This is a genomic window from Micromonospora sp. ATLC20, from assembly GCF_057196585.1.
Window position 1 is genome coordinate 69534 of record NZ_JBXUOV010000002.1, and the last position, 20362, is coordinate 89895.

Annotated in this window: 16 protein-coding genes and 2 pseudogenes; 12 read left to right on the forward strand and 6 right to left on the reverse strand. The window is 71.9% G+C overall.

Annotated features, from left to right (window positions below; all coding sequences use genetic code 11):
* Position 1: 1 nt before the first annotated feature.
* The 6 genes from AC2CHG_RS01205 to AC2CHG_RS01230 are packed head-to-tail and all read right to left on the reverse strand — an operon-like array spanning position 2 to position 4989.
* Complete coding sequence (locus tag AC2CHG_RS01205; protein WP_484523984.1) at positions 2-871, reverse strand: TIGR03619 family F420-dependent LLM class oxidoreductase; 870 nt, start codon at positions 869-871, stop codon at positions 2-4.
* Between the two features lie 4 nt (positions 872-875).
* Positions 876-1394, reverse strand: a complete 519-nt coding sequence (locus AC2CHG_RS01210; RefSeq protein WP_484523985.1) for a nuclear transport factor 2 family protein — start codon at positions 1392-1394, stop codon at positions 876-878.
* A 49-nt stretch (positions 1395-1443) separates the two neighbouring features.
* Positions 1444-2340, reverse strand: coding sequence for a TIGR03619 family F420-dependent LLM class oxidoreductase (locus tag AC2CHG_RS01215; protein ID WP_484523986.1), 897 nt, complete (start codon positions 2338-2340; stop codon positions 1444-1446).
* The gene (locus tag AC2CHG_RS01220; RefSeq protein WP_484523987.1) at positions 2337-3443 is read right to left on the reverse strand and encodes a TIGR03617 family F420-dependent LLM class oxidoreductase; all 1107 of its coding nucleotides are present in this window, start codon (positions 3441-3443) and stop codon (positions 2337-2339) included. The genes AC2CHG_RS01215 and AC2CHG_RS01220 overlap by 4 nt, the downstream gene beginning before the upstream one ends.
* A 26-nt stretch (positions 3444-3469) precedes the next feature.
* Entirely contained in the window at positions 3470-4345 is an 876-nt protein-coding gene (locus tag AC2CHG_RS01225) for an SDR family NAD(P)-dependent oxidoreductase (protein WP_262013803.1), read from the reverse strand.
* Complete coding sequence (locus AC2CHG_RS01230; RefSeq protein ID WP_484523988.1) at positions 4342-4989, reverse strand: PaaI family thioesterase; 648 nt, start codon at positions 4987-4989, stop codon at positions 4342-4344. Before AC2CHG_RS01230 ends, AC2CHG_RS01225 begins: the two co-directional genes overlap by 4 nt.
* A gap of 394 nt (positions 4990-5383) precedes the next feature.
* Between AC2CHG_RS01230 and AC2CHG_RS01235 the strand changes: the two genes are divergently transcribed.
* The 12 genes and pseudogenes from AC2CHG_RS01235 to AC2CHG_RS01290 all read left to right on the forward strand — a co-directional run bounded on the left by AC2CHG_RS01235 (position 5384) and on the right by AC2CHG_RS01290 (position 20354).
* Positions 5384-6955: an ABC transporter substrate-binding protein gene (locus AC2CHG_RS01235; protein ID WP_484523989.1), complete on the forward strand. Its 1572-nt coding sequence runs from the start codon at positions 5384-5386 to the stop codon at positions 6953-6955.
* A 62-nt stretch (positions 6956-7017) separates the two neighbouring features.
* Positions 7018-8658 (forward strand): AMP-binding protein, encoded by a 1641-nt coding sequence (locus tag AC2CHG_RS01240; RefSeq protein WP_484523990.1) that lies wholly within the window; start codon positions 7018-7020, stop codon positions 8656-8658.
* Positions 8655-9803 carry a CaiB/BaiF CoA transferase family protein gene (locus AC2CHG_RS01245; RefSeq protein WP_262013807.1) on the forward strand — a complete coding sequence of 383 codons (1149 nt, stop codon included), beginning with the start codon at positions 8655-8657 and terminating at the stop codon, positions 9801-9803. The genes AC2CHG_RS01240 and AC2CHG_RS01245 overlap by 4 nt, the downstream gene beginning before the upstream one ends.
* An 89-nt stretch (positions 9804-9892) precedes the next feature.
* Positions 9893-11590 (forward strand): AMP-binding protein, encoded by a 1698-nt coding sequence (locus AC2CHG_RS01250; protein ID WP_366624269.1) that lies wholly within the window; start codon positions 9893-9895, stop codon positions 11588-11590.
* Between the two features lie 58 nt (positions 11591-11648).
* Positions 11649-12855 (forward strand): annotated as a pseudogene (locus AC2CHG_RS01255) (acyl-CoA dehydrogenase family protein).
* A gap of 113 nt (positions 12856-12968) precedes the next feature.
* Positions 12969-13877: pseudogene (locus AC2CHG_RS01260) on the forward strand (bifunctional MaoC family dehydratase N-terminal/OB-fold nucleic acid binding domain-containing protein); the annotation flags it as partial.
* Entirely contained in the window at positions 13877-15004 is a 1128-nt protein-coding gene (locus AC2CHG_RS01265; protein WP_484523991.1) for an acyl-CoA dehydrogenase family protein, read from the forward strand. The pseudogene AC2CHG_RS01260 and the gene AC2CHG_RS01265, both read left to right, overlap by 1 nt.
* Positions 15001-15426 (forward strand): MaoC/PaaZ C-terminal domain-containing protein, encoded by a 426-nt coding sequence (locus AC2CHG_RS01270; RefSeq protein WP_262013812.1) that lies wholly within the window; start codon positions 15001-15003, stop codon positions 15424-15426. The genes AC2CHG_RS01265 and AC2CHG_RS01270 overlap by 4 nt, the downstream gene beginning before the upstream one ends.
* 1 nt (position 15427) lies before the next feature.
* A complete protein-coding gene (locus tag AC2CHG_RS01275) occupies positions 15428-16609 on the forward strand; it encodes a lipid-transfer protein (RefSeq protein ID WP_262013813.1) in 1182 nt (393 codons plus the stop codon).
* Between the two features lie 128 nt (positions 16610-16737).
* The gene (locus AC2CHG_RS01280) at positions 16738-18312 is read left to right on the forward strand and encodes an ABC transporter substrate-binding protein (RefSeq protein WP_484523992.1); all 1575 of its coding nucleotides are present in this window, start codon (positions 16738-16740) and stop codon (positions 18310-18312) included.
* Positions 18313-18450: 138 nt separating this feature from the next.
* Positions 18451-19392, forward strand: a complete 942-nt coding sequence (locus AC2CHG_RS01285) for an ABC transporter permease (protein WP_043324835.1) — start codon at positions 18451-18453, stop codon at positions 19390-19392.
* The gene (locus AC2CHG_RS01290; RefSeq protein WP_262013815.1) at positions 19389-20354 is read left to right on the forward strand and encodes an ABC transporter permease; all 966 of its coding nucleotides are present in this window, start codon (positions 19389-19391) and stop codon (positions 20352-20354) included. Before AC2CHG_RS01285 ends, AC2CHG_RS01290 begins: the two co-directional genes overlap by 4 nt.
* The last annotated feature ends 8 nt before the right edge of the window (positions 20355-20362 follow it).

A 20362-nucleotide genomic window follows, 5' to 3' on the forward strand; every position in this document is an offset into this window, starting at 1 on the left:
CTCAGTCGCGGCGGTCGAGACCGAAGAGCTCCGCTGCCGCCGCGAGTTGGTCGAGGTACTCGGCCAGGTCACGGTGCCGTACGACGAGGTTGACCACGGTGGCCCCCGCCTCGCCGATCCGGCCGACGAGGTCGAGCGCGGCCTCGGGGGCGCCTGTCGGGTCGAGGCGGGCCGGAGGCGTGATGACGACGTCGAACCCGTCCGGCAGGTCCTGCTCGGCGAGCATCCGGGGCAGGGTCTCCAGGTCCGGCCCGCGATACGTGACGGGGGCCGGGGCCCACCCGTCGCCCAGGGTGACCGCGCGCCGGAGGGCACGCCTGCTGTGGCCACCGACCCAGATCGGGACCTTCTCCTGAACCGCGTGCGGGCTGATCACCTGCTCGGTGAAGTGGTAGTACTCCCCGTGGTAGGTCGCGAGCCGTACCGACAGGGACGCCCGCAGGGCCCGCAGGGCGTCGTCGGCCCGTGGTCCACGGTCGGCGAACGGGCGTCCGAGCAGCGCGAACTCCTCCTCGAGGTTGCCGACGCCGACGCCGAGGACGACCCGTCCGCCGCTGAGGTGGTCAAGCGTGCCGTACCGCTTGGCCAACTCGAGTGGATGGTGCAGCCCGAGCACGAGCACGTAGGGGAGGAAGCGGATCCGCTCGGTGATCGCCGCGAGGTACGAGAACGTCGCGACCGGGTCGTAGAAGCGTTCACCCCGCGCCAGCCCCGGTGAGACGCTGACGTGCTCCGGGCAGGTGAAGAACTCGTACCCGAGCCGGTCGGCGGTCGTGAAGACCATGCGCAACTCGGCGACCCCGGCCTCGGCCTCCCACGGGGGCCGGGGCCCGGAGTCGGCCAGGACCGGGGAGCTGAGGCCGATGCGCACGGCCTCAGTCCTCGGATTCGACGGCGCGGGCGAGCAGGTCGCGGCCCTCGTCGGTGCCGTCGAGCTGGCGGTTCCAGCGGTGGGTCACCTTCCAGCCCTCGTCGGTGCGGGCGAACTCCCACCGGTTGGAGCCGGTACGCCAGATCCGGTAACCGTTCTGGTCGGGGGCGCTGAGCACGAGCTGCGAGTAGTTCGTCACGACGGCCCGGTCGCCGTCGACGACGATGTGCGGCAGCCCCATGAGGTGGGCGGCGCCGTTGTTGATCAGGGCCTGGTGCCGCTCACCGTTGACCATGCCGCGCAGCGCGTCCCGGCCGTTGAGCACGACCGGGAAGGTGTCGTACACGCCGTCCTCGGTCCACAACTGGGCGGTGATCTCGGCCGAGCCGCTGTCCACGGCGGGGCCGTAGCTGGCCACGATCCGCCAGAGGGCGAGCTGGTCCTCGGCTGCGGCGAGGCGCCGTTCGGCCTGTTCGAGGCGCGCCTCGAACAGGGCGAGCCGGTCGGGCTGCGAGTCGGTCATGGTGGGTTCCTTTCGATCGGGCTTGCCGGTCGGGCCGGTCGACGGCCGGTCAGGTCGTGGACGGGTTCGCCTCGAAGCGTTCCGGGGCGAGCTCGCGCAGCGCGGCCATCTGCTCGAGGTGGTGGGCCGCCGAGGTGGCCACGAGGCTCGCGTTGACAGCGGTCGCCCCGACGGCGTCGGCCGTGTGCAGGTGCGCGCGGGAGCCGTCCGGGTCGTTCAGCGGGTCCAGCGGCGGAATCTGCAGCACGAGGTCGAAGCCGTCCGGGCGTTCCACGGAGTCCCAGATGCGGGTCAGCTCCCGCGGTCCGAGGCCGAACGGCGCCCATCCGGTGCCGTACGCCACGGCGCGGCGCAGCGAGCGGCGGGTGCGCCCGCCGATCCACATCGGCACCGTGGTGCGCGGCGCGTGCGGTTCGACGACGAAATCGGTGAACGTGAAGTGGGGCCCCTCGTGGTGCGGCACGGCCCTGCCCCACGCCGCGCGCAGGGCGGTGATCGCCTCGTCCGCGATCGCGCCGCGCCCGGCGAACTCGGCGCCGAGCAGGTCGAACTCCTCTTCGAGGCTGCCGACCCCGATCCCGAGGACGACGCGCCCGCCGCTGAGCAGGTCGAGGGTGCCGTAGGTCTTGGCGAGTGCGAGCGGATGGTGGTAGCCGATGACGACGACGTTCGTCGCGAGCCGGACGCGGCGCGTCGCCGAGGCGAGGAACGACAGCGTGGCCACGGGGTCGAAGTACGTCGCGCCCCGCTCGACGGCGATCGGGGCGGGCACGGCGACGTGCTCGCTGCAGGTCAGGTGGTGGTAGCCCAGGTCGTCGGCGGCGCGGGCGACGGCCAGCAGCGCGCCGCCGACGTCGGGGCCGGACAGGACGTCCCGTTCCCAGGCGGCCGCGGTGCGCGGATGCTGGACGACGACCGGGGTGAGCAGCCCGATGCGTGCGGTCATGACAGGGTCTCCGATCCGGCGACGCCGTGCGTCGCGCTGGTGGGGCCGGCGGTCGCGGGCGGGGCGCCGGCCGCGGCACTGGTCGGGATGAGCCGGAGGCGTTCGAGCAACGCGCCGAAGTCCTCGTCGTCGGCCGGGTCGAGCGGCAGCCCGAGCCCGAGCCCGTCGGCGATCCCGCCGTAGGCCTGCCCGAGCACGTCCGGCAGCTCGGCGTAGGTGCCGTGCGGGATGAGCGTGGCCAGGGTCTCGTCGTCGAGGGTGCCGGCGAGTCCCGTCCAGCGCCCGGAGGCGGCCATCGCGGCGAGCCGTTCGCCGACCCGGCCCAGGCCGAGCCGGTCCAGGGTCGTGCGGTAGGCGGGAGTGGAGAAGAGGAACGCCAGCTCCTGGCGGGCGGAGTCGCGGCTCGCGGCGAGCGCGGCCGGCGTCGGCCCGGTGATCGACTTGGACACGACGACGACCCGCGGGATCCCGGCGCGTCCGGCCCGCTCGGCACCGGCGCGCAGCGCGGGGAGCACGACCGTGCGCAGGTGACTCGGGTGCGAGTTCGTCGCGTGGGTGACGAAGCCGTCGGCCAGTTCGCCGGCCACCTCGCAGACACGCCGGTTGACCCCGCCGGTGTAGAGCGCCGGGGCCGCGGTCGGCAGCGGGCCGGGATTGAAGTACGGCTGGAGCCGAGTGAAGCGGTAGTGGCTGCCCTCGTGCTCCAGGGGGCCGCCGGTGCTGAACGCGGCGAAGATCGCCCGGATCGAGGCGAGGTAGTCGCGCAGGTTCTCGACCGGCCGCTCCCACGGCACCGAGAAGCGGCCGACGATGTTGCCGCGAACCTGGGTGGCCAGGCCGAGCTGAAAGCGGCCCTCGGAGAACCGCGCGAGGTCCCACGCGGCGTACGCGGTCACCATCGGACTGCGGGGGAAGGCCAGCGTCATGCTGGTGCGTACGGTGATCCGGCTGGTGTGCTCGGCCGCGAGCAGCGCGACCGCCAGGGAGTCGTGCGTCGTCTCGGGGATGTGCACGGTGTCGAAGCCGAGCCGTTCGATGCGCGCCACGACCGCGGGCACCTCGCGCAGCGCCGTCGTCGGCGGCAGCGTCGTGGTCAGCTCCATCCGGGTGGCGGCTACCTGTGGTGCCGTCACGGGATGCGGCCCGCCAGGGTGGCGTCGACGACCTCGTCGCCGTTGACGATCCGGGCGAGCTTCTCCAGCCGGGGCGCGCGCCGCAGGTGGGCCCCGCCCTCGACGGGCAGGCAGGCGCCGGTGATCCAGGAGGAGCCGGGACCGCACAGGAAGCGGACCGCGGCGGCGACGTCCTCGGCGCGCCCGATCCGCGACAGGGGCTTCTCGGCGACCGTCGCGGCGGCCAGTTCGGGGTCGGCCAGCAGCAGGCCCGGGTTCTCGCCGTCGGTGGCGACGATGCCGGGGCGTACCACGTTGACCCGTACCGCGAGGTGGCCGAGCTCGTCGGCGGCGACCCGGACGAGCGCCTCGAGCGCGGCCTTGCTCACCGAGTACGACGGCATGAACGGAAAGGAGTGCCCGCCCGCGCTCGACGAGGTGCACACGATCGCGCCCCCGCCGCGGGCGGCCAGGGCCTGTCCGCCGTGCCGGATGGCGTGCAGCGCCGTGGTGACGTTGCGCCGGAAGTCGTGTTCGAGGGTCTCGGCGTCGAGAGCGAGCAGGGGCCGGAAGGTGCCGCCGCCGACCGTGGTGACGACTGCGGCCAGCGGGGTCTCGTCGGCGACGCGTACCGCTACTGCCACGTCCTGCTCGTGGGTGGAGTCGCCGGCGCTGATCCGTACCGGTGGTGCTCCGGGGGCGGCTGCGGCGATCGTCCCGGCCGCCGCCCGCAGCGTCGCCTCGGTCCGTCCCATGATCGTCACGGCGGCGCCGTCGGCGGCCAGCGCGGCGGCGATGGCGCGGCCGAAGCCGCCGCCCCCGCCGATGACGAGCGCGCCGCGGCCGGCGAGCGGGCCGGGTGCGGCGCTGGTCGGGTGGGGATCGGTGCTCATGGCTGCTCCCTCGACGCTCGGCGGAACTTCTCCCGCGTGGACGGGTCGTCCATGAGGACGAAGGTGCCGGTGGCCGTGACGCACGTCAGGTTCCCGACGCGCAGTTCGCCGGAGCTGCGCACCTTGCGTCCGTCGCGTCCGTCGTGCCGGGCCAGGATCGTGATCGTCGAGCCGATCGGGATGGCCGCGCGGAACGAGATGTCGAGCCCGACGGTCACTGCGGCGTATCCGGCGCGGGCGTTGGCGATGCCGAGGGCGTGGTCCATCAGCATGGCCGAGGTGCCGCCGTGCACATGCCCGGGTGGCCCTTGGAAGGCAAGCCTCAGGGTGACCTCCCCGCGTAAGGAACCGTCCGGCTCGACCCAGAGGGACACCGGCGGCGACAGCGGGTTCTCGGTGCCGCCGGCGGGATCGAAGCGGCCCGGGCCGGGCTGGCGCCACATCGTCGCGATCCGCTCGGGGAGGTCCGGGGCGTGGGCGTCGATCCGGGCGGTGAGCGCGTCGAGGTCGGCCACGATCGCGTCGGCATCGGCGTCGACGGCGCTGCCCGCGCGGGTGATCGCGTCGATGAGCCGGCGGGTGGCCGAGGCGACCGCGTCGATGCCGGTGTCGCGGGGCTGTGCCGTGGCGAGGGGGGCTTCCACCGTGCGGACTCCTTCGGCCGACTCCAAGCAACCAAGCGCTTGCTTGATGCGCACCTTAGCGACCTGATCGCGCGCTGGCAACGGCCGCCCGCCGTGCGCCACTCCTTGTCGATCATGCTGCCGTTCGCCCTATTGACGCGCCCGCAGGCTGCCCCTACGGTTCCCAATCGAGCGCTTGTTTGGATCGCGAACGGCCGCAACACCGCCAGCCTCGGGCGCGGATGCCGATCAGTTCCGGACAGGGGCTCCACACCAGCGCCGCCATCCATCACCTCCATGACCATCGCGCCCGCACGGCCGCCGCCGAACGGCCCGGCCGCCGCCCCCCGGGAACCCGCCGGGTGACCCGCGGAGCCGCTCCCGCTCTCGGGCCGAAGGTCAGGAAAGGATCATTGTGTCTCGCCTCCCGCGCCGCCGACGCTTCGCCGTCGCCGCGAGCCTGCTCGCCGCCACCCTCGTCGTCGGAGCCTGCTCCGCCACCGGAACCAGCGACCCCGGTGCCACCACGGGTGAGATCGACCCCAACGCCGTCCTGCGGGTGACAGCCTCGTCGCCGTTCCAGAACCTCGACCCGGCGCAGCCGGCCCCCGGCGGCTACCCCTACCTCACGCTGATCTACGACCGGCTCACCATGGTCGACTCCACCGACCAGGTCGTCCCCGGCCTGGCCAAGAAGTGGACCTACGCCCAGGACGGCTCCCACCTCGAACTCGCCCTGCGCGACGACGTCAAGTTCCACGACGGGACGCCGTTCGACGCCAACGCCGTCAAGGTCAACATCGAGCGCGGCCAGACGCTGCCCACGAGCACCATCAAGCAGGACCTCGCCAGCATCACCGGCGTCACCGTCGTCGACGCGCACACCGTGCGCCTCAACCTCAAGCCGGGCACCGGCGCCGTGCTCCCCTCGGCCCTGGCCACCGCCGCCGGGATGATGGTCTCGCCCAAGGCGATCGCCGACGGCGTCGACCTCAAGCGCGCCCCTGGCAAGGCCGGCTCGGGCCCGTACGTCGTCACCGAGTTCATCCCGAACGAGAAGTACGTCCTCAAGCGCGCCGAGGGCACCTACTGGGACCCCAACGCCGGGCGCCTCGCCGGTATGGAGATCACCCGGGTCCCCGAGGGCGCCACCCGGCTCAACGGCGTCATCAGCGGTCAGACCGACCTCAGCTTCGTCTCCTCGGCCAACGAGATCACCCAGGCCCGCCAGCTCGGCGAGGACGGCCAGCTCAAGGTGACCACCCGCCCGTTCCGCAACGTCCTCGGCATCCTGCTGCGCGCCAACATGGGCGACCTCAAGGACAAGCGGGTCCGTGAGGCCATCGCGCGCTCGATCGACCCGGCCGCCATCCGCGCGCTCTTCGCCGACACCTGCACGCCCACCCGCAGCATCTACCCGAACAGCCCGTGGGAGGACCCGGCGGCGACGTACCCGTACGAGTTCGACCTGGCCAAGGCCAAGGCGCTGATCTCCGAGGTCGGCCGGGCCAAGGTGTCGATCAGCTTCTCCGCCGGCACCAACACCGAGCAGCCCGCCACCGCCATCCAGGCCGCCATGTCCCAGGCCGGCATCGACGCGAAGCTCAACCCGACGCCGAACTCCGAGACCGAGGCCCGCTTCATCGCCGGTGACTTCGAGCTCGAGGTGTCCAACACGTTCAACCCGCGTCTCGACCCGGCGGGCACTGTGGACAACTACCTGATCGGCAACTACAAGCTCGCCACCGACCCGGAGGTCATCGGCCCGATCGCGGCCAAGGCCGCCGACCCCCGCTCCAGCGTCGAGGAGCGTGCCAAGCAGTACCACCAGCTGTGGGAGCGGCTGTTCAGCGAGGCGTGGTTCATCCCGATCTGCAACCTCACCAGCGCCACCATCGCCTCCCCGAAGGTCGTCGGGGCCGAGCAGCTGCCGTGGACCAACCTCGGCCTGTTCGACCTGCGGACCGTCGCGATGACGAAGGGCTGAGCGTCAGGTCCCCGCTGTCCGCCACCGCGAGCGGCCGACCCGAAGAAAGGTAGCCAGAGCCAGTGAACCGTCCCACCGCAGCCCCTCCGCTGCTGCCCGCCCTGTCCCGCCTGCTCGACGAGCAGCCGGACCTCACCCTCACCCTCGCCGACGCCCCGTTCACAGTGGCCGAGCTCGACGCCGCGTCGCGTCGCCTCGCCGGGTTCCTCGCCGACCGCGTCGCTCCCGGCGACCGGGTCGTCGTCCTCGCCCGCAACGGCCGCCTGGCCCTGCTCTCCTGGTGGGCGATGACGCTGCGCGGCGGTTTCGTCGTGCCGCTCAACACGAGCAACCGCGGCCCCGTACTGGCCCACCAGGTGCTCGACGCCGACCCGGTCATGATGATCGTCGAGGATGAGTTCGCGTCCGTCCTGGACGACGCCCTCGCCGGCACGGGGCTGCGGGTGCCGGTCCTCGTCGGCGCCCCCAGGGACAGCCGGCCCGCCTCGGGCCCGGCGCCCGCCTGGGCCACCGAGGTCGTCGACTTCGACGCCGCCGTGGCGGAGGGCTCGGCGGTGACGACCACCCCGGACCTCGACGCGTACGCCACCAGCCACCTCATCTACACGGCCGGCACGACCGGGCCGTCCAAGGCGTGCATGGTCAGCCACGGCTACGTGGCGAACATGGCCCGCCAGATGCACGAGAACCTCGAACGCCGCTCCGACGACGTCCTGTGGACGGCGATGCCGCTGTTCCACATGGCCGCCGTCGGGCACGTCATGGGTTCGCTCCAGCTCGGCTCGGCCATCGACCTCGCGTCGCGCTTCACGGTCCGGGGCTTCTGGGACGAGATCCTGCGCAGCCGGGCGACGATGGCCGCGCTCATGGGCTCGATGCTGCCGATGATCGCCGGCGCCCCCGACTCCGAGGCCACCCGCGAGGCTTTCGGCAGGCTGCGCGTCGTGTCCGGCTCGCCGGTCACCCCCGAGCTCGCCGCCCGCTGGAGGGAGCGCTTCGGCGTCGAACGGGTCGGCTCGGGCGCCTACGGCCAGACCGAGGCCTGCCTGATCACCCTCACCCCACCCGGGGGTTACCGCGCCGGGAGCGCGGGCAAGATCAACGACTCCTTCGAGGTACGCATCGTCGACGAGTACGACAACCCGCTGCCCGTCGGCGAGGTCGGCGAGATCGTGGCCCGTCCCAACCGTCCGGCGATCATGTTCAACGGCTACTGGCGTCAGCCGGAGAAGACGCTGGAGGCCTTCCGGGGCCTGTGGTTCCACTGCGGTGACTACGGCCGCCTCGACGAGGACGGCTACCTCTACTTCGTCGACCGGGGCAAGGACTACCTGCGCCGCGGCGGCGAGAACATCTCCAGCTTCGAGATCGAGGGCGTCGTCGCGACCCACCCGGCCGTCGGCGAGGTCGCCGTCCACGCCGTCCCCTCCCCGCTGGCCGAGGACGACCTCAAGGTGACCGTCGTGCCCGCGCCCGGTGCGGAGATCGACCCCGCGGAGCTCTTCGAGTGGCTGCACCCGCGAATCCCGCGGTACGCCGTCCCCTCCCACATCGAGGTCCGCGCCGAACTGCCCAAGAACGCCGTCGGGCGGGTCCTCAAGCGGGTCCTGCGCGAGGAGGGCGTGACGGCGCAGACGTGGAGCACGGACCCCCGTGCCGTGACCGGCCGACCCGTCCCCGCCGGCACCCGGGAGCAGGCATGAACAGCGTCCCCGGCCAGCGGTTCGAAGGGCCGCTGGCCGGCCTGCGCCTCCTCGAACTCGGTGGGCAGGGGCCGGTGCCGTTCGCGACGATGATGCTCGCCGACATGGGCGCCCAGGTGGTACGGGTCGACCCGCCCGGCGAGCCCGACCGGCGGGAGCGCGCGCAGGTCAACGCGATCGACCGGGGCCGTACGACGGTCACGCTCGACCTGAAGTCCGAGGCCGACCGGGCGCTCGTGCACCGGCTGCTCGCCGACGCGGACGTGCTGCTCGACCCGTTCCGGCCCGGGGTGCTCGAACGTCTGGGCCTGGCCCCGGCCGAACTCACCGAGCGGTACCCGCGTCTCATCGTCGCGCGGATGACCGGCTGGGGCCAGGACGGCCCCCTCGCCGCGGCCGCCGGGCACGACCTCAACTACATCGCCGTCTCCGGGGTGCTCGACACGATCGGCCTGCCCGACACCGGCCCCGTCGTGCCGCCGATGTATCTGGCCGACTTCGCCGGCGGCGGCATGGTGCTGGCGTTCGGCGTGCTGGCCGCCCTGCAGGAGCGTGTCTCCTCCGGGCGTGGGCAGGTCGTGGACGCCTCGATGCTCGAGGGCAGCGCGCTGCTCACCGTCGTCATCCACTCGATGCTCGCGCGGGGCGCCTGGAACCTCACCCGTGGCACGAACTACCTCGACGGCGGGGCGCACTTCTACCGGGTGTACCGCACCGCCGACGACAAGTTCATGTCCGTGGCGGCCATCGAGGCGAAGTTCTACCGCACGTTCCTGCGAACGCTCGGCCTCGATCCGGAGGACGGGCCGGGGCAGTTCGACGAGTCGGGGTGGGCCGGCTGGGCCGAGCGGATCGCGTCGGTCTTCGCCGGACGCACCCGGCAGGAGTGGACCGGCGTCTTCGAGAGCGTCGACGCGTGCGTGCACCCGGTGCTGGACATCGCCGAGTCGGCCGAGCATCCGCAGATGCGTGCCCGAGGCGCCGTGGTCGAGGTCGAGGGGGTCGCTCAGCCGGCCCCGACGCCGCGCTTCTCGCGTACGCCCGCGGGGGTCCCACGGGCCCCGCGCCGGCGTGGTGAGGACACCGACCGGGTGCGCTCGGCGCTCGCCGCGAGTAGCCCATGGGAAGCGTTGTCAAGGCCTTGACCTGCGGCAAGCCTCACTCTACGCTTCGACCAAGCGCTTGCTTGTTTGGTGATTCGCATTCGACGACGGACGAGACGGAGCGAACGTCAATGACGACTCAGGCCCCGGTGGCCCGGAACTCGGGACCCGCCGTCTTCGCCGACATCGTGCGGGCACGCACGGGCGACGACCACCCCGGCCTGCTCTTCGAAGGCCGCACCATCACCTGGGGCCGGATCGTGCAGGAAGCCGCCGACCGGGCCGCCGCACTGGACGACGTGCCCCGGCCCGACGGCAGACCACTGCACATCGGGCTGCTCATGGAGAACACCCCCGACTACGTGTACTGGATCTGTGCGGCCGCGCTGGCCGGCGCCACAGTGGTCGGGATCAACCCGACCCGGCGTGGCGCCGAGCTGGCCCACGACGTGCGGCACACCGACACCGACCTGCTCCTCACCGAGGACCGCCTCGCCGGCCTCGTCGACGGGCTCGACCTGGGCATCCCCGCCGGGCAGATGCGCAACATCGACTCCCCGGAGTACGCCGCCTGGCTGGGCCGGCACGCCGGCGCGCCGGTACCCACCGACGAGGTCGACCCGCGCGCCAACCTGCTGCTCATGTTCTCCTCGGGCTCGACCGGGGCGCCCAAGGCGGTCATCTGCTCCCACGGGCGCCTCGCCGCGGTCTCCGAGGCGCTGCTGACCCGCACCGAGCTGACCCGCGACTCGGTCAGCTACATGTCGATGCCGCTGTTCCACGGCAACGCCGTCATGCTCAACCTCGGCCCCGCCATGGTCTGCGGCGCGACCATCTGCATGGTCCGCAAGTTCTCCGCGTCCGGCTTCGTACGCGACGTGCACGAGTACGGCGTCACCTACTTCAACTACGTCGGCCGGGCCCTCGCCTACATCCTGGCCCAGCCGGTCGACCCCCGCGACGCGACGAGCACGCTGCGGCGCGCCGTCGGCACCGAGGCCTCGGCCGCCGACATCGCCCGCTTCGCCGAGCGTTTCGGCGTCGTCATCTCCGAGGGCTACGGCTCCAGCGAGGGCGTCATGCGGATCAACCGCACCCCCGAGACGCCCGCCGAGGCGCTCGGTGTGGCCGTCGCCGGCGCCGAGATCAAGGTCATGAACGAGGAGACCAGGCTGGAGTGCCCGCCGGCCAGGCTCGACGGGACCGGGCGGCTCCTCAACGCCGACGAGGCCATCGGCCAGCTCGTCGGCGTCGGCATGGCGGCGAAGTTCGAGGGTTACTACAAGAACCCCGAGGCCGCCGCCGAGCGGGTCCGCGGCGAGGACTTCTGGTCCGGGGACCTGGCCTACCGCGACGCCGACGGCTACTTCTACTTCGCCGGCCGCTCCTCGGACTGGATCCGCGTCGACAGCGAGAACTTCGCGGCCGGGCCCGCCGAGCGGATCATCGAGCGCTGGGACCGGGTGGCGGTCGCCCCCGTCTTCGCCGTGCCCGACCCGCGTACCGGCGACCAGGTCATGTGCGTGATCCAGCTGCGCAGCGGCGCCACCTTCGACCCGGAGGCGTTCACCGCCTTCCTCGACGAGCAGGCCGACCTCGGCACCAAGTGGCGGCCCCGCTTCGTGCGGATCGTCGACCAGATCCCCAGCACGGGCAACGGCAAGGTCGCCAAGCAGATCCTGCGCCGTACCGCCTGGGTCACGACCGACCCGGTCTACGTCCGCGACGGCGCGTCCGCAGCGTACCGCCCGCTGACCGAGGCGGACATCCGGGACCTCGAGAAGCAGTTCGCCGACAACGGACGTGCCGCGCTCCTGCCGGCCCCCTGACCTGCCGGCCCGCCCGGCACACCGACTGGCGCCCACGCCCCGAGAATGAGGAACATCCATGTACCTGGAGTACACCCCCGAGCAGCGAGAGCTGAGCAGGGAGCTGCGAGCCTACTTCGCGCGACTGCTCACGCCCGAGGTCCGCGAGGCGCTCGGCGGCACCAACGAGGACCGCCCGGCCTACCGCGAGATCATCCGCCAGATCGGCAAGGACGGCCTGCTCGGACTCGGCTGGCCCACGGAGTACGGCGGCCAGGGCCGCCCGGCGATCGACCAGTACATCCTCTTCGACGAGATCAACCGCGCCCAGGCGCCGTTCCCCTTCGTCACCATCAACAACATCGGCCCGATGCTGATGCGCTACGGCACCGAGGAGCAGAAGCGCACCTACCTGCCGGGCATGCTGACCGGCGACGTCATCTTCGCCATCGGCTACAGCGAGCCGGGCTCCGGCACCGACCTCGCCTCGCTGAGCGCCAGGGCCGAAGCGACGCCCGACGGTGGCTGGGTGATCAACGGCCAGAAGGTGTTCACCAGCGGCGCCAGCCAGGCCGACTTCGTCTGGATGGCCGTGCGCACCGACCCGGCCGCCCCGAAGCACAAGGGCATCACCATCCTCATCGTGCCGACGTCGGACCCGGGCTTCAGCTGCACGCCGATCGCCACCAGCGGCATCACCCACACCAACGCCTCCTACTACGAGGACGTACGCGTCGGCCCCGAGGCCCTCGTCGGCGAGGTCAACGGCGGCTGGCGCCTCATCACCGGCCAGCTCGGTCACGAGCGGGTGGGCCTGGCCGCGATGGGCGGGCGCACCGAGCAGCTGTGGACCGACGTCGCGGCGTGGGCCGCCCAGCCCGACGCCGACGGCAACCGCGTCCTGGACAAGCCGTGGGTGCGCACGGAGCTGGCCCGCGACTACGCCGAGCTGACCGCGATGCGCCTGCTCAACTGGAAGATCGCCGTCGTGGGGGAGGGGCAGAACCCGGCACCCGCCGCCGCGTCCGTCGCCAAGGTCTACGGCACGGAGACCCACGACCGGGTCTGCCGCAACCTCGTCTCCGTCGTCGGGCCCCGCGCGACCCGGCGCGGCGGCGCGCCCGCCGCCGGCCGCCGGCGCGCCGGACGCCGTCCTCGGCGGGCAACTGGAGGCGTACACCCGCGGCTCGTACATCAACACCTTCGGCGGCGGCACCAACGAGGTGCTGCGCGACATGATCGCGGTCGCCGGTCTCGGCATGCCGAGGAAGGGACGTTCGGCATGAGCACCACGACGCAGGCCCCCGCCCCCGAAGCCGCCGACCAGGACGCCTTCCTCGCCCGCCTGCGCGAGTTCGTCGGCCTCGAGGCCACGCCCACCCGCTACGCCCAGGACGCCGTCAACCAGGCGATGATCCGTCACTTCGTCGAGGCGATGGGCGACGAGAACCCCGTCTACGTCGACGACCAGGCCGCCCGGGACACCGGCCGCGAGGGCGTCGTGGCCCCGCCGCCGATGCTGTCCACCTGGCTCATGGTCGGCTACAAGGCCCACACGGCCGCCGCCGCGGGCGCCGCGCCGGACACCCCGATGGCCCGGCTGCTCGCGCTGCTGGCCGACGCCGGCTTCGTCGGGGTCGTCGCGACGAACGACGAGCACGAGTACGTGCGCGAGCTGCGCCTGGGCGACGAGATCAAGATGACCACTGTCATCGAGGACGTCTCCCCGCGCAAGACCACCGGGCTGGGCACCGGCCACTTCATCACGACGCTGCGCACCTACACCGACCAGAACGACGAGGTCGTGGCCCGCCAGCGCTTCCGCATCCTGCGCTTCGACCCGGCCGGCGCCAAGCCCGCGGCGCCGGCCGCCGCCGACCCGGCGCTGCGGCACAAGCCGTTCATCCTGCGCGACAACGCGTTCTGGTTCGCCGCCGCCGCACAGCGTCGCCTCGTCATCCAGGCCTGCACCGACTGCGGCACGCTGCGCCACCCGCCCGGCCCGATCTGCCCCTCGTGCCACTCGTACGTATGGCACGAGGTCGAGGCGAGCGGCCGGGGCACTGTGCACAGCTACGTCGTCAGCCACCACCCGAAGGCCCCCGGGTACGACTACCCGCTCACCGTCGTGCTCGTCGACCTCGAAGAGGGCACCCGCCTGGTCGCCGACTTCGCCGGGGACGCCGGCGAGGTCGAGATCGGCATGCCCGTGCAGGTCGACTGGCTCGACTACGACGAGAACCTCACGCTGCCGCGTTTCCGGGCCGCGACCTCCGCACCGGAGCCCACAGAAGAGGAAGGGAACTGATGGACTTCCAGCTCGCCGAGGAACAGGTCACGGTCAACGACCTGGCGCGCGACGTGTTCTCGCGCAACGGCGACCCGCAGCGGCTCTTCGACATCGAGGCCGGGCCGGACCGCTTCGACCGCGTCCTGTACCGCGACCTGGCCGAGTCCGGCATCCTCGGGCTGCCCGTGCCCGAGGAGCACGGCGGCGCTGGGCTGGGCCTGTGGGAGATCGCCGGGGTCTTCGTCGAACAGGGCCGCACGCTGGGCACCGTCCCGCTGTGGGAGACCCTCGTCGGCGGCGTCCTGCCGCTGCTGCGCTACGGCAACGCCAAGCAGCAGGCCGAGTGGCTGCCCCGCGTGGCCGCCGGTGACGCGGTCCTCACCGTGGCCGTCGACGACCTGACCGACGCCCGGCCGTACGGCGCCCGCGTCCGTGCGCGGTCCGGCGCCGAGCCCGGCGGTGACGGGATCACCCTGAGCGGCACCGCGGTCGGCGTCCGTTCGGCGCACCTCGCCGACGCGATCGTCGTCCCGGCCACCGACGAGGCGGGCGCGGTCGGGCTGTACCTCGTGCCGACCGCCGGGCCCGGGGTACGCCGGGACACCTTCGAGCGCACCGACCGCGGACTCGCCTCCGACGTGCACTTCGACGGCGCCGTCGCTGGGCCGCTCGCCGAGGGCCCCGAGGAGGACCGGCTCGACTGGCTGCTGCGCCAGGTCTGGACCGCCATGGCGGCTCTGCAGAGCGGCATCAGCCAGGCCGCCGTACGCCAGGCCGCCGACTACACCTCGGGCCGTGAGCAGTTCGGTGTGCCGATCGCGACCTTCCAGGCCGTCGCCCACCAGCTCGCCGACTGCCACATCGACACCGAGGCGATGGAGGCCACCTACCTCGACGCGCTGTGGCGCGAGACGACCGGGCGGCCGTCCCGGGCGGCGGTGCACGTCGCGAAGTACTGGGCCGCCGAGGCGGGCGACCGCGTCGCGCGCACCGTGCAGCACGTGCACGGCGGCATGGGCGCCGACGTCACCTATCCGATCCACCGCTACATGCTCTGGACCACGCAGCTGGCCAACACCGCCGGCTCGGGAGCCTGGCACCTGCAGCAGCTCGCGGACCTCGTGAGCGAGGGGGAGCAGCTGTGAGCGGCACGCAGATCACCATCGAGCAGGTGAGCCCCGGCGACACGCTGCCGGCGCTGGAGATCCCGCTGACCCGGACCGTCATCGTCGCCGGCGCGCTCGCGACCCGCGACTACGAGGACGTGCACCACGACCCGGCCCAGGCCCAGCGTCGCGGCACCCCCGACACGTACATGAGCATCAACCACACCAACGGCCTCGTCGGCCGCTACGTCACCGACTGGGCCGGCCCTGCTGCGCGCATGGTGCGCCTGAGCACCCGCCTCGGGGTGCCGAACTTCCCGGGTGACGTGATGCGGCTGACCGGTGAGGTCGTCGGCGTCGAGGAGGACACCGTGCGCGTCGCGGTGCGTGGCATGAACAGCAAGGGCGGGCACGTCGTCTCCGAGGTGACAGTGCGCCTGCCCCGCGGATCGGAGCAGTGACGTGACGTCCACCTTCCTGTCGGGTCGCACCGCTGTCGTCGGCATCGGCGCGACGGAGTTCTCGAAGAACTCCGGTCGCAGCGAGCTGCAGCTGGCCGTCGAGGCCGTCTCGGCCGCCCTGGCCGACGCGGGCCTGAGCCCCGCCGATGTCGACGGCATGACGACCTTCACCATGGAGACCAACCCGGAGAACATGGTCGCCCGCAGCCTGGGCATCCCCGAGCTGAAGTTCTTCTCCCGGATCCCCTACGGCGGCGGCGGCGCCTGCGCACCCATTCAGCAGGCCGCCATGGCCGTCGCGAGCGGGATCGCCGACGTCGTCGTGGCGTACCGCGCCTTCAACGAGCGCTCCGGCGTCCGCTTCGGGCAGGGACCTCCGCCGGCGAAGACCCAGGCCACCTCGGACAACGAGTACCGCTCCTGGGTCAACCCGTACGGCCTGCTCACCCCGGCCCAGCACACCGCGATGTTCGCCCGTCGCTACATGCACACCTACGGCGCGACCAGCGAGGACTACGGCCGGGTGGCGGTGCTCGCCCGCAAGCACGCCGCGAACAACCCCAGGGCGTGGTTCTACGGCAAGCCGCTCACGCTCGAGGAGCACCAGGCCTCGCGCTGGATCGCCGAGCCGCTGCACCTGTTCGACTGCTGCCAGGAGACCGACGGCGGCCAGGCGATGGTCGTCGTCAGCGCCGAACGCGCCAAGGACCTGCCCGTCACCCCGGTCTACATCCGGGGGGCGGCCCAGGGCCTGGGACCGGACCAGTACCAGATGGTCAGCTACTACCGCGAGGACCTGACCCGGATCCCCGAGGTCGAACTCTGCGCCCGGCAGTTGTGGGCCCAGTCGGGGCTCGGCCCCGCCGACATGGACGCGGCGATCCTCTACGACCACTTCACGCCGTACGTGCTCAACCAGCTCGAGGAGTACGGCTTCTGCGGTCGCGGTGAGGCCAAGGACTTCATCGCCGACGGCAACCTGGAGGTCACCGGCTCGCTGCCGACGAACACCCACGGCGGCCAGATCGGCGAGGCCTACCTGCACGGCACGAACGGTGTCGCGGAGGGCGTCCGCCTCGTCCGGGGCACCTCGACCAACCAGCCCGACGGCGTCCGCAACGTCCTGGTGACGGCGGGCGTCGGCGTTCCCACCAGTGCACTGATCCTCTCCGCGGAGGGCTGAGACGCCGGCCACCACCACAGCTCCGAAGGCCGTCAGCGACCCACGGATCCCGCCCGGCAGCCGCCGGAAGGGACAACACCACCTCTGATCAGCCGGAACGACTCGGCTCGTGTTTAGGAAGGATGAGAATGGGCGTCACCATAACGGCCCGCAGACGTGTGGTCGCGTTGATCAGCATCGGGGCGCTCGCCCTGGCCGGCTGCAGCTCGCCGGACAACTCCGGCAGCGGCAGCGCCGCGCAGGGCGAGATCGACACGTCGGCAGTGCTCAAGTTCGCGTCGGCGGGTCCGTTGCGCGACCTCGACCCGGCCCTGCAGACGAGCTACGGCGCTTGGGGCTACCTGTTCCTCGTCTGGGACCGGCTGACCATGCTGGACAAGGACGACAAGATCGTCCCGGGCCTGGCCAAGGAGTGGAACTTCGTCGAGGACGGCAGCGTCCTCGAACTCAAGCTCCGGGACGACGTGAAGTTCCACGACGGCACGCCGTTCGACGCCGAGGCCGTCAAGGTCAACATCGAGCGCGGCAAGACGCTCGAGGGCTCGACCCTCAAGAGCGACCTCGCCGACATCGAGTCGGTCGAGGTCGTCGACGCGACGACCGCGCGCCTCAAGCTGGTCAAGGGCAAGGGCGTCCAGCTGCCCGCGTCCTTCACCGGCACGGCCGGCATGATGGTCAGCCCGAAGGCGATCAAGGACGGCGCCGACATCAAGAACAATCCCGGCACCGCCGGGTCCGGCCCGTACATCGCCACCCAGCTCGTCCCCCAGGAGAAGCTCGTCCTCAAGCGAGCCGACAACTACTGGGACCCGAACGTCGGCCGTCTCGGCGGCATCGAGCTGCAGCGCGTGCCCGACGCCGCCGCCCGCCTCAACGGCCTGCAGAGCGGCCAGGTCGACCTGGCCCCGCTCAGCTCGGCCGGTGAGATCGCCACGGTGGAGAAGATCGTCACCCCGGGCAGCGGTCTCCAGCAGCACCAGGTGAAGTTCAAGAACGTCGTCGGCATCTACCTGCGCGCCAACAAGGGCGACCTCGTCAAGCCGGAGGTCCGCCAGGCGATCGCCCACGCGGTCGACCCGGAGGCGATCAGCGCGCTCTTCAGCGGCTACTGCACGCCGACCCGCCAGGTCGTGCCGGAGACGGACCCGAGCCGCATCCCGAGCTACACCTACCCGTACGAGTTCAGCGTGGACAAGGCCAAGGCCCTCGTGCAGCAGGCCGGCGGCGCCAAGGTGTCAGTCACCTTCGCCGCGGGCACGAACGCCGAGCAGCCGGCCAACGTCGTACAGGCGTCCCTGCGGGCCGTCGGCGTCGACGCGACGCTCAACCCCGTGCCCAACACCGAGAACGAGCCGCGCTTCATCGCCGGTGACTTCGAGCTGATGGTCGGCACGTCGTGGAGCCCGAAGGCCGACCCGGCGGCGACGGTGAACACCTACATGCTGAACACGTACAAGCTCGCCGCGGACCCCTCGCTCATCGCGGACAAGGCGGCCGAGGCCGCCAACCCCACGCTGCCGATGGACAAGCGGGCCCCGCTGTACCAGGACATCTGGAAGACGACGCTCGAGCAGGCCTGGTTCGTGCCGCTGTGCAACCAGACCAACGCGAGCGTCTCGAAGGCGAACATCGTCGGCACCGACAACATCCCGATGTCGAACATCGGCATCTGGGACCTGCGCCACATCGCCGTCAAGAAGTAACCGGTCGCTCCTGACCACCGGTGGCGTCGCCGCCGGACCCACCCGCTGCGGCGGGGGCGGCGGCGACACCACCGGCCTTGCCGGCACCAGGCCGTGCGAGGCGCAGTCCCAGGCACACGCTCAGAGTCGAGGTAGGACATGATCCGCTACGCCAGCAGGCGCTTGCTCGCGGCAATACCCCTGCTGTTCGTCGTCCCGCTGCTCGTCTTCGCCCTGATCGAACTCGCCCCGGGCGACCCGGCCGTCGTCCTGGCCGGCGACGAGCCGACCCCGGAACGTGTCGAGGCGATCCGCGAGGAACTCAACCTCAACGCTCCGGTCCTGGTGCGCTACGCCATGTGGGTCGGCGACGTCCTGCGCGGCGACCTCGGCACGTCCTTCCTGTCCGATCAGACAGTCATCGAGCTGCTGACGCGGCGAATGGCCACGACGATGTCGCTGGTGCTCGTCGCGATGATCTTCGCCGTCGTGCTCGGGGCCACCCTCGCCCTCGTGGCCACGCTGCGCTCCGGCGGCATCGTCGACCGGTTCGTCAACGGGCTCGCCTCGATCGCGATCGCCATCCCGGGCTTCTGGTTCGGCCTCGTGCTCGCCTCGGTCTTCGCGGTGGGCCTGCAGATGTTTCCGGCGTTCGGCTACCAGCCGCTGGCCGACGGCTTCTGGCCGTGGCTGTCGCACCTCGTCCTACCGGGCATCGCCCTCGGCCTGCTACCCGCGGCCGAGGTGACCCTGCAACTCCGCTCGGCGCTCGGGCAGGTCATGAAGTCCGACTACGTCCTCAACGCCGAGGCCAAGGGACTGTCGCGATCCAGCGTGGTGTTCAAGCACTCGCTGAAGAACGCGTGCATCCCCGTCGTCACCGTCCTCGGCTTCCGCGTCGCGGAGGTCCTCGCCGGATCGGTGACCATCGAGATGATCTACAACATGCCGGGCCTCGGTCGTACCGCCATCGAGGCGGTGCAGGGCCGTGACATCCCGGTGCTGCTCGGCTTCGTCCTGTTCAGCACGACTGTCGTCGTGCTCGTCAACCTCATCGTCGACATCTCCTACGGCTACTTCAACCCGAAGGTGCGGTCATGAGCGCCAACCAGACCCCCTCGGCTCCGGCGCCGGGGAACGACTCGCACGACTCCGGCGGCCTCGCCGACACCGTCCGCGCCGAGGTGCCGGCGGCAGCCATCGGCACGGGCGACCCGGAGCCGGTCGCCGCTCCCGGCATCCTCAAGAGCATCGTGCGCCGCCCCGCGACGATCGCGGCCGGCGTCTTCCTGTTCGTGCTGACCTTCATCGCGATCTTCGCCCCGGTTCTGGCGCCGTACGACCCCGACGTGCAGAACCTGTTGCTGCGGCTGCGGCCACCGAGCGCCGAGCACTGGCTGGGGACCGACGACTACGGCCGGGACGTGCTGAGCCGGCTCATCTTCGGCGCGCGGGTCTCGCTGTGGGCGGCGCTGCAGGCCGCGGCCGTCGCGCTCGTGCTCGGTCTGCCGCTCGGCATGATCGCGGGCTACCGCGGCGGCTGGGTCGACGCGATCCTGACCCGGATCATGGACGCGCTGATGAGCGCCCCGTCGCTCGTGCTGGCCATCACCATCGTCGCGGTCCTCGGCGCCGGCATCACCAACGCGATGCTCGCCATCGGCCTGGTCATGGCCCCGCGCTTCTTCCGGGTGGCCCGCGCCGGCACGATGGACGTGCGGCACGAGACCTACATCGAGGCCTCGATCGCCCTGGGCTGCAGCACCCTGCGTATCGCGGTGCGGCACGTGCTGCCCAACGTGCTGCCGCCGATCATCCTCGTCATCTCGGTGTCGCTGGGCACCGCCGTCGCGGCCGAGGCGAGCCTGAGCTTCCTCGGGCTGGGCGTCCAGGCCCCCGCGGCCAGCTGGGGCTCGATGCTCTCGACGGCCTCGTCGAACATGCGCCTCGCGCCGTACCTCGTGTGGCCGCCCGGCGTGATGATCTTCCTCGCCGTCCTCGCCTTCACCTACGTCGGTGACGGCGTCCGTCGCGCCCTCGTGCGCACCCGCTCGGGCAACTGACCGCCCGG

Excerpts from the sequence above, each read along its gene's own strand:
- AC2CHG_RS01210 (WP_484523985.1), bottom strand. The coding sequence starts at position 1,394 with ATGACCGACTCGCAGCCCGACCGGCTCGCCCTGTTCGAGGCGCGCCTC.
- AC2CHG_RS01215 (WP_484523986.1), bottom strand. The coding sequence starts at position 2,340 with ATGACCGCACGCATCGGGCTGCTCACCCCGGTCGTCGTCCAGCATCCG.
- AC2CHG_RS01220 (WP_484523987.1), bottom strand. The coding sequence starts at position 3,443 with ATGGAGCTGACCACGACGCTGCCGCCGACGACGGCGCTGCGCGAGGTG.
- AC2CHG_RS01225 (WP_262013803.1), bottom strand. The coding sequence starts at position 4,345 with ATGAGCACCGATCCCCACCCGACCAGCGCCGCACCCGGCCCGCTCGCC.
- AC2CHG_RS01245 (WP_262013807.1), top strand. The coding sequence starts at position 8,655 with ATGAACAGCGTCCCCGGCCAGCGGTTCGAAGGGCCGCTGGCCGGCCTG.
- AC2CHG_RS01250 (WP_366624269.1), top strand. The coding sequence starts at position 9,893 with ATGACGACTCAGGCCCCGGTGGCCCGGAACTCGGGACCCGCCGTCTTC.
- AC2CHG_RS01265 (WP_484523991.1), top strand. The coding sequence starts at position 13,877 with ATGGACTTCCAGCTCGCCGAGGAACAGGTCACGGTCAACGACCTGGCG.
- AC2CHG_RS01280 (WP_484523992.1), top strand. The coding sequence starts at position 16,738 with ATGGGCGTCACCATAACGGCCCGCAGACGTGTGGTCGCGTTGATCAGC.
- AC2CHG_RS01285 (WP_043324835.1), top strand. The coding sequence starts at position 18,451 with ATGATCCGCTACGCCAGCAGGCGCTTGCTCGCGGCAATACCCCTGCTG.
- AC2CHG_RS01290 (WP_262013815.1), top strand. The coding sequence starts at position 19,389 with ATGAGCGCCAACCAGACCCCCTCGGCTCCGGCGCCGGGGAACGACTCG.